The 9,123-nt window shown below is 40.7% G+C and carries 8 protein-coding genes and 1 pseudogene; 6 read left to right on the top strand and 3 right to left on the bottom strand.

Annotation, left to right across the window (positions count from 1 at the left end):
* From G322_RS0114880 to miaA, 3 genes are all read left to right on the top strand, one after another.
* Positions 1–782, top strand: a 782-nt coding sequence (locus G322_RS0114880) for a LysM peptidoglycan-binding domain-containing protein (RefSeq protein ID WP_022942536.1), incomplete at its 5' end; no start/stop codon positions are given.
* Positions 783–796: 14 nt separating this feature from the next.
* Complete coding sequence (gene mutL / locus G322_RS0114885) at positions 797–2,602, top strand: DNA mismatch repair endonuclease MutL (protein WP_022942537.1); 1,806 nt, start codon at positions 797–799, stop codon at positions 2,600–2,602.
* Positions 2,595–3,518, top strand: coding sequence for a tRNA (adenosine(37)-N6)-dimethylallyltransferase MiaA (gene miaA, locus G322_RS0114890; protein WP_022942538.1), 924 nt, complete (start codon positions 2,595–2,597; stop codon positions 3,516–3,518). Before mutL ends, miaA begins: the two co-directional genes overlap by 8 nt.
* On the opposite strand, the gene G322_RS0114895 is transcribed toward miaA, so the two are convergent.
* Both G322_RS0114895 and G322_RS0114900 read right to left on the bottom strand, forming a co-directional pair.
* Positions 3,502–3,759, bottom strand: a complete 258-nt coding sequence (locus G322_RS0114895; protein ID WP_022942539.1) for a chloride channel protein — start codon at positions 3,757–3,759, stop codon at positions 3,502–3,504. The two genes, miaA and G322_RS0114895, sit on opposite strands and share 17 nt — an antisense overlap.
* Positions 3,760–4,049: 290 nt before the next feature.
* Positions 4,050–4,394, bottom strand: coding sequence for a chloride channel protein (locus G322_RS0114900; RefSeq protein ID WP_022942540.1), 345 nt, complete (start codon positions 4,392–4,394; stop codon positions 4,050–4,052).
* Between the two features lie 566 nt (positions 4,395–4,960).
* Between G322_RS0114900 and tkt the strand changes: the two genes are divergently transcribed.
* The gene (tkt, locus tag G322_RS0114910; RefSeq protein WP_022942542.1) at positions 4,961–6,964 is read left to right on the top strand and encodes a transketolase; all 2,004 of its coding nucleotides are present in this window, start codon (positions 4,961–4,963) and stop codon (positions 6,962–6,964) included.
* A gap of 82 nt (positions 6,965–7,046) precedes the next feature.
* On the opposite strand, the pseudogene G322_RS22915 reads toward tkt, so the two are convergent.
* A pseudogene (locus tag G322_RS22915) lies at positions 7,047–7,252 on the bottom strand (hypothetical protein); the annotation flags it as partial.
* Between the two features lie 283 nt (positions 7,253–7,535).
* Between G322_RS22915 and G322_RS0114915 the strand changes: the two are divergent.
* Both G322_RS0114915 and G322_RS0114920 read left to right on the top strand, forming a co-directional pair.
* Positions 7,536–8,306 carry a PEP-CTERM sorting domain-containing protein gene (locus G322_RS0114915; RefSeq protein ID WP_022942543.1) on the top strand — a complete coding sequence of 257 codons (771 nt, stop codon included), beginning with the start codon at positions 7,536–7,538 and terminating at the stop codon, positions 8,304–8,306.
* A 96-nt stretch (positions 8,307–8,402) separates the two neighbouring features.
* Positions 8,403–8,732, top strand: coding sequence for a hypothetical protein (locus tag G322_RS0114920; RefSeq protein ID WP_022942544.1), 330 nt, complete (start codon positions 8,403–8,405; stop codon positions 8,730–8,732).
* Positions 8,733–9,123 lie beyond the last annotated feature (391 nt).

Below are 9,123 nucleotides of genomic sequence, written 5' to 3' on the forward strand. Positions count from 1 at the left end.
ACAAGCTACGTTCTACTTCATTGGCGATTGGGCAGAAAATTAACATTCCAAACAGTGCTTCTCAAATGGTTCGCCAAGTGGTCAAAGCACCCGTAAAAGTAGCGAAACCCACAGTACACAAAGTGCGTAGCGGTGAATCTCTGTCGGTGATTGCCAAACGATACGGTAAAACCACCAGTGAACTTAAACGCTATAACAAGCTACGTTCAACGTCATTGGCGATTGGGCAGAAAATTAACATTCCAAACAGTGCTTCTCAAATGGTTCGCCAAGTGGTCAAAGCGCCCGTTAAAGTAGCGAAACCCACAGTACACAAAGTGCGTAGCGGTGAATCTCTGTCAGTGATTGCCAAACGATACGGTAAAACCACCAGTGAACTTAAAAGCTATAACAAGCTACGTTCTACTTCGCTTGCGATTGGTCAGAAGATAAAAATTCCAAGCAATGGGTATGTGGCTAAAGTGAAAAGCACAACAACAAGAGCAACGGTGCATAAAGTGCGCAGTGGGGAGTCGCTCTCTGTTATTGCAGCCCGTTATGGCACTAGTTCATTGGTATTAAAAAAACATAATAAGTTACGTTCAACCTCATTAGCCGTTGGACAGAAGATAAAAATACCTGCAAGTGCAAATAAACTCACCACCCATAAAGTGCGCAGTGGTGAATCACTTTCTGTTATTGCCAAGCGTTATGGAACAACGACTTCACAGATTAAATCGATCAATAAACTGCGCTCTAGCTCACTGGCTATTGGTCAGTTACTCACTATTCCAACCACTTAATTTCTAGGTTATCCATGTCTATTCAAATTTTACCTGCTCGCCTTGCTAATCAAATAGCAGCGGGTGAGGTGGTAGAGCGTCCCGCATCGGTGGTAAAAGAGTTAATCGAAAACAGCTTAGATGCAGGTGCAACACGCATTGAGATAGATATCGACAAGGGCGGTGCAAAATGTATTCGCATTAAAGATAACGGCAAAGGGGTGTGCAAAGAAGAGCTGACTTTAGCACTGAGTCGTCATGCCACCAGTAAAATTAGCCATCTTGATGATTTAGAAGCGATTGTTAGCCTTGGTTTTCGTGGTGAAGCCTTGGCGAGTATTAGCTCTGTTTCGCGTTTAACCTTTACCTCTAAACCTGAAACACAGCAACAGGCGTGGCAAGCGATGGCCGAGGGACGGGATATGCAGGTGAATATTCAGCCCGCTGCTCACCCGCAAGGGACAACCGTGGAGGTGTTAGATCTGTTTTTTAATACTCCTGCGCGACGACGATTTTTAAAAACAGAAAAAACTGAATTTCAGCATATTGATGAATTGATCCGCCGTATCGCCCTGAGTTCTTTTGAAATAGCATTTATACTGAAACATAATGGCAAGGTGATAAGGCAATACCGCGCAGCACAAACAGACATTCAGATAGAGAAACGGCTGGCCGCGATTTGCAGTGAAAACTTTATTAAAAATGCGCTCGCTTTTGAAAGTGAAGACCTAACCAGCAATAACCAGCTGAAAATATCGGGTTGGATCTCCGATAGACTCTCACCGCGCGTATTAGGCGATGTGCAATATTGTTATATTAACGGGCGTATGATCCGCGATAGATTGGTTAATCACGCCATTAAACAAGCTTATGCGCGACTACTGCCCGATGGTCAATTTCCCGGTTATGTTATCTATATTAATTGCCCTGCCGATCAAGTGGATGTGAATGTGCATCCTTCAAAACATGAGGTGCGTTTTCATCAAGCACGTTGGGTGCACGATTATATCGTTAGCACACTCTCACAAACATTAAACAGTGAGTCTGTTACTGCGTCTTATCAACAGCCAGAGCATCGTTATCAGCCTGAAGTTCATCAATCGGCGATCACCCAGCCCACCACGTCAGATGCAACGGGGGTGACATCACCTCGTTATCAAACGGTTTATAAACCCAACGCTTTAGATGATAAACAGGTCAATGCCTATTGTGATTTTGTCAGTGAGGCACATTCACCCTTGATGCAGATGCCTGTTGTTGATCAAGTACATGGCGCTCAAACAGAGTGGTTTGAAGTGATTGGTTTGATAAAAAATCAACATGTTTTAATTAAAACGACTGGGCAAAGTGAGTTGTTACTCATTTCTTTGTCTGTATTGTCCGAGCATTTAAACCAAAAGAAACTGTTTGATGCATGGCAAAATGGTGAGGTGATATCACAACCTCTGTTATTACCTGTGCGTATTGAGTTGAATGAGTCCGCCCTGAAAATCAGTGACGATTTTTCAGAACTATTTACACGCCTTGGTTTTAGTTTTAAAAAACTGGCAAATAAACTGATCATCAGTAAAGTACCGTCATTATTGCGCCAAGCACCGATTGCTAAAATATTACCGCTATTATTTGAGTATTTAGTTGATGCTGAAACTGCGATGAGTGAGTCTCAGGTGGCTACCTTTTGCGCTTTTGTGGTTAAACAGTTAACCATCAACAAACAGTTTGATCTGGCAGACGTTAACGCGCTTTTAGTACAATTTTCAGCACCGACCCTTATCGAGCAAACATCACTGTATATCAAACCCGATCTCTCCCTTCTATTAAAAGGTTTTTCAGATGAGTAATTTTCCAAGCGTATTGTTTTTGATGGGACCCACTGCATCGGGGAAAACAGATCTTGCTATCCGTTTAGCGACTGAGTGTCATTGTGAAATTATCAGCGTCGATTCTGCACTTATTTATAAAGGCATGGACATTGGTACGGCGAAACCAACGGCAGAAGAGTTACAAAAAGCACCTCATGCATTAGTGGATATTATCGATCCATTACAGGCTTATTCTGCGGGTGATTTTCGAGATGAAGCCATCCGTTTGATGAATGACATTGCTGCGCGTGGTAAAACACCTTTGTTAGTCGGTGGTACAATGCTCTATTACAAAGCGCTGGTGGATGGTTTATCACCGCTACCCAGTGCAAATCCTGACATTCGCGTTGAGATAGAGAAACAAGCTGAGCAGTTGGGTTGGCAATTTTTGCATGATCAGTTGGCTGAGATTGACCCTGTTTCTGCAAAACGCATCCATGTGAACGATCCACAACGACTCTCACGTGCGCTTGAAGTTTACCGTATTTCAGGCAAAAGCATGACCGAATTAACGCAAACTAAAAGTGAACCGTTGCCGTTTAATTTCAAACAATTTGCGATTGCACCCGTTGAAAAGTCCGTTTTGCATGCACGTATTGAACGCCGTTTTAAACTGATGTTAGCCGCTGGCTTTGAGCAAGAGGTGGTTACGTTACGTGCGCGTGGTGACTTACATTTAGATCTGCCCTCGATGCGCTGCGTGGGTTATCGCCAGATGTGGGAATACCTTGATGGACAAATGGACTATGAAGAGATGATTTTCCGTGGTGTGGTAGCAACGCGCCAGTTAGCTAAACGCCAAATGACATGGCTTCGCGGCTGGAAAACAGAACTCACCTGGCTTGAAAGTGGCGATGAGCGTAATTTTGAGAAGATAGTTAAAGCTGCGAGTTAAGGCGCTTTTTCTTTAATGAGGGGCTATCACGCAGAATCACATTCTGTCTAAACAGCAACAGCTCAATCAAACTGTTGTGTTTGCTCAAACGTCGATGCAGATAATAAACGCTGTAAGAGGCAATAACACCAAGCACTAACAGAGATAACTCGTTAGTGCTTTCAAGTACAAATAAAATGCCTGCTAATGGCACATGTAATACCGCGCCTAACAAAGCGCCCATGCCAATGATAGTAAACACTTGCGTTGCTTCTATCGATATAACTGGCTGAAAATAGCCCTTGTTAACGCCCCTAAAATCAAACTTGGCCCCAACGCGCTCCGGGAATCGCAAGTGCAATCACTGCCATTGAACCTACAAAGCGAATAAAAAACCATAATAGCAATACATTAAGTCACTGTTTTTCATCAAGCAGTGACTGTAATAATTGGGCTCTGTTCCATCACAATGTTGCTGGTTTTATTGTTCCATCTTACACCTTGTAAATGTTGAGATTACGTTAATTCTCTTTATCCATAACTCTTTGTAATTTAAGTGGTTGTAGTGGTGATAACAGCAAAATGGAACAGAGCCAGTAATTGATAGCCTAAACCAATAGTTTCGGGGGAGAGTGTTGAAAATAGCGCGGTAATGCCGCCTGCAATCATTATTTTTTTCCAATCACTGATGCGAATTTTTGGAGTGAAAAAATCAATGCTATTAAGGAAAAAGGCAGAGATCAATCCACACATTAGTCCAAACAGTAAGATTAACCACAATAGTGAAAAAGAGAGTTCAAAGGGAATAAGGTCGATATGAAATGGGGCGATACCTACCTCATGGCCAAACAGTGTAGATACATTACTCGTACTAAAGTGCGCCAGCGAAATTGGCAAATAATCGTTTCGTAGGTAAATAGGATAGTCATTAACGGGGTGTCGAGCATAATGGTGATAGCAACACTTGCGCACATGCACGGCAGGTCAAATCGCACCGATCGCAAAACCCATCAATAGCGCAACAGAGGCGCTTAAAAATTGAAATAGAAAGTTTAAAAAAGGCAATCGTCCTAAACCGATATGACATTCTAACACCACATGTGGCAAACCTGATTTTAGGTGCGAGGAAAAAAAATAAAACAGTAATTTCAACAGTGGGGTTGCGATAAGGGTGGGTACGAAGTAATAACTGAGCCTTTTATTTGCAAATAAAAGGGGGGTAGGGTGATAAAACGAAAAGAATAAACACTTGCCACACTCAGACAACTGCTTACTAAAACCAGTGGTAAGAGTTTGCTAATCGTATCATCAGGCGGTTTCATCTCTTTAATATAGTTGTTGATATTAATTTTGTTAAAATATATGACTAAATTGTAACTTTTTCATTGCAACTTACCCCCAACCTTTGGGATAATCGCGCGAAATTATCGCTGTTTTTACCAACAACCCTATCGGAGAGTTTTATGCCTTCAAGTTCTACACTTCCAAGACGAGAGTTAGCTAACGCCATTCGTGCTTTAAGCATGGATGCCATTCAGAAATCTAATTCAGGTCACCCAGGCGCGCCAATGGGCATGGCTGATATTGCACAAGTATTGTGGACTGATTTTTTAAAGCATAACCCGACTAACCCAGAGTGGGCAGATCGTGACCGTTTTATTCTTTCTAACGGCCATGGCTCAATGCTTATCTACTCGCTATTACACCTAACGGGTTACGACCTTTCAATTGATGATATTAAATCTTTCCGTCAGTTACACTCTAAAACACCAGGTCATCCAGAGCTGGGTTACACACCGGGCGTTGAAACAACCACGGGCCCACTCGGTCAAGGTCTCACTAATGCGATTGGTATGGCGATTGCTGAAAAAACGTTAGCCGCTACTTTTAACAAAGAAGGCCATGAGATTGTTGATCATTACACTTACACATTTTTAGGTGATGGTTGTTTAATGGAAGGTATCTCGCACGAAGCCTGTTCATTAGCGGGTACATTAGGATTGGGTAAACTGATCGCATTTTGGGATGACAACGGTATCTCTATCGATGGTGACGTGGATGGTTGGTTTACAGACGATACCCCAGCTCGTTTCAAAGCATACGGTTGGCATGTGATTTCTGTTGATGGGCATAATCCTGAAGAGATTAAAGCGGCTATCATCGCCGGCAAAGCGGAAACAACCAAACCAACCATGATTTGTTGTAAAACAATCATCGGTTTTGGCTCTCCTGCAAAACAAGGTACACATGACTGTCACGGCGCTCCACTAGGTGCAGACGAAATTATCGCGACACGTAAAGCGTTAGGTTGGAATTACGGTGATTTTGAAATTCCTGCTGATGTTTATGCGGGTTGGGACAATAAAGAGCAAGGTCAAGCTGCTGAGAAATCTTGGGATGAGAAATTTGTTGCCTACGCAACGGCTTACCCAGAACTTGCTGCGGAATACAAACGTCGTATTAGCAACGAACTACCTGCTAACTGGGAAGAGAAAACGTCTGCTTATATCACTGACTTACAAGCAAACCAAGCAAACATCGCAACACGTAAAGCATCACAAAACTGTATCGAAGTATTTGGTGCGCTATTACCTGAGTTATTAGGTGGCTCTGCAGATTTAGCACCTTCTAACTTAACCATGTGGTCAGGGACTAAAGCAATTACTGCTGACGATGCTTCTGGTAACTACATCCATTACGGTGTACGTGAATTTGCAATGACGGCAATTATTAACGGTATTACATTGCATCGTGGTTTTGCCCCTTACGGCGCAACATTCCTGATGTTTATGGAATACTCACGTAATGCACTACGTATGTCTGCACTAATGAAATTGCGTTCAATTCAAGTCTTTACCCATGACTCCATCGGTTTGGGTGAAGATGGTCCAACACATCAACCAGTTGAGCAAATTGCTAGCTTGCGTTTAACACCCAACATGAACACATGGCGTCCGTGTGACTCTGTTGAGTCTGCTGTTGCGTGGAAATTTGCCATCGAATCGTTTGATGCACCAAGTTCATTAATCTTCAGTCGTCAAAACCTAAAACCACAAGCCCGTGACACGCAGCAATTAGCTGACGTTGCTAAAGGGGGTTATGTGTTAGTGGACTCTGCAACACCTGCTGAGATTATTCTAATTGCAACGGGTTCAGAAGTGCAATTGGCAGTTGATGCGGCTGCTGAATTAACGACTCAAGGTAAAGCGGTACGTGTTGTATCAATTCCTTGTACTGAGCAGTTTGAACTTCAATCTGCTGATTATAAAGAGTCTGTATTACCCGCTAGCGTGACTAAACGTGTTGCTATTGAAGCAGGTATTGCTGATTACTGGTACAAGTACGTTGGCCTAAATGGCGCGGTTATCGGCATGACAACCTTTGGCGAATCTGCACCTGCAGGCGAGCTATTTGAGATGTTTGGTTTCACGGTTAACAACATCGTGGAAACAGCTAACGCTTTATAACTGCGACCTATTAATAACAGGCGAGACTAACGTCTTACGTCCAAAACCGCGCTTGTCGCGGTTTTTTTGTGTTTAATATAAATTATAGGCGCTGTTCCATTTTATTGTTGTCCCCATATGCAAATTGTAAAATTTGCTGATAATTAGGGTTTGAGCGACGTTCCCTGAACCAAGCAAGATAATGCGACAAGTACTTTGTTGCAACTCCTCGCCTTTTTACATCAATCCAATCTTTAAAATGAGCATCGCTCCATTTACCGTTTGGATGTGATAAATATTATCTATCACTCATTTTTCAAAAGAGCCTAAAACACTTTACATGTATCTTGGTAATTTTACACACGGATTCAATGGATCACTCCTTGATAGAACTTAAGTGTCGAAAAATTTTACAAAATATTATTAAACTTGTCCATTTTAAAAATAACGTATTGAAAAATATACATTTTAAATGTTGGTGTTATTCTTGCGTATATACAATATCAAAAGAGGTGTAGGCCAACTCGTATTGGTTTAAGATAGGGAAGCACCTTCCATTTGATAATTTATTTGTTACTAGGAGAATTTTTTTATGAATAAACTAACAACGATGGCGGCTGCAATTACCCTAGCATCAGTATTTAGTGCTAACGCGCTACCCATTTTAGAAATTGATACCACTGGTGCTACTCAAGGGGCTTTGTCTGATTTTATTAGTGGTAACTATAATCCGCTCCCAATAGGAAGCGGACCATCGGCAGACATAAATGGTTGGTGGGGGGCAAATATTCTATTTACAGGTAATGGTGCTGACACTTTTGATTTAACATGGACCTTAGTAGGCTCTGAATCAGGCTTTGACAATGTGGCATTTGCAGATAAATTTCCTAATTCATTAGGTGATGGTGGTAATTTTGCTACAAATCCTCTTGATGGACCTAATTTATTATTCGTTGATAATGATGGCAGTTCTTATAATTCTGGTGACACTGTAACTAGAACGTATTCTAATGAAGATGCGGGCGAAGCATTCGGTTTTGAATTTGTGGCTAACTGTGTTGAAGGCGTAGTAAATGGTTGTGTCGGTAAAACATCGGCAGAAAACGGTATGAACAGTAGAAATGATGCTCTAAATTTCTTTATCAGTGACATGCAAATCGATGTAAATGGCCTTAGTTTTGCCTACCTATTCTTTAATGATGGCGGGGCTGGGGGAGATATAGATTTCGATGATATGGTCCTTAAAGTGTCTGAAACAGGGCCTGGTACATTTTCCGCATCAATACCTGAGCCTGCTAGTTTTGCATTATTAGGCTTGGCATTACTTGGCTTTGGCGTTGCACGCCGTAAGCAACGAGTGTAATTGCGTAATATCATGTCTACGTGGTTTATCTTTTAGCAGGAATTTGTAATTACGAGATAAATCATGATATGCGCTACTCGCACACAGTGATAGCGCATGTTTTTATTAGCAAATAAAGAAAATTTGGTTGAGGCGATAGAATTTATTTCAGATCTCATTATTGTTGATGGGAACTTTGAAAGAATGAGTCAATCGTTAAATAAAACAGATAAGGTTATATTACATTTTATTTTGAGTAACAAAGATAGAACATACACAGAAGCGAGTCTGAGTAAATTATCTGTTACGTCAAACATTAAAATCACATCATCTAAAATACAAACGAGCATTAAAAAATTAAAATATAAAGGTATTATTTCACAGCGTGGAAAACTATTTTACATGGAAGTTCATGGTTTTTTAAAATACTTAGACAACGAGACTTAATGTTTTTAGCAGATATTGTTTTTCAGAAAAAACATAAAAACATCTAAATTTTAGAAAGCTACAATGATGTGAGGGTAGCCTGCCTTATTAAGTGCGGGCATATGCTTTGCCATCGTTAGAACGGCAACATCTTGAAATAAATAAATAAATAAATAAATAAATAAATAAATAAATAAATAAATAAATAAATAAATAAATAAATAAATAAATAAATAAATAACGTAAAATATTAAAGGTTTGTATGTTCCTGATATTTTCCTTAATGATCTTATTGTGGCGTGATTCCGTATTTGAACATGATTTTTTCTATCTCATTTTTATCAAGCATATTTTGTAAAGCATTTGATAATTCTTGTTTACGGGAAAGTAAAGCTGATTTTTTAGAGATCGC

The sequence above is a fragment of the Psychromonas hadalis ATCC BAA-638 genome, from assembly GCF_000420245.1.
GTDB classification, from domain to species: Bacteria; Pseudomonadota; Gammaproteobacteria; order Enterobacterales; family Psychromonadaceae; genus Psychromonas; species Psychromonas hadalis.

Excerpts from the sequence above, each read along its gene's own strand:
- mutL (WP_022942537.1), top strand. The coding sequence starts at position 797 with ATGTCTATTCAAATTTTACCTGCTCGCCTTGCTAATCAAATAGCAGCG.
- miaA (WP_022942538.1), top strand. The coding sequence starts at position 2,595 with ATGAGTAATTTTCCAAGCGTATTGTTTTTGATGGGACCCACTGCATCG.
- tkt (WP_022942542.1), top strand. The coding sequence starts at position 4,961 with ATGCCTTCAAGTTCTACACTTCCAAGACGAGAGTTAGCTAACGCCATT.
- G322_RS0114915 (WP_022942543.1), top strand. The coding sequence starts at position 7,536 with ATGAATAAACTAACAACGATGGCGGCTGCAATTACCCTAGCATCAGTA.
- G322_RS0114920 (WP_022942544.1), top strand. The coding sequence starts at position 8,403 with ATGTTTTTATTAGCAAATAAAGAAAATTTGGTTGAGGCGATAGAATTT.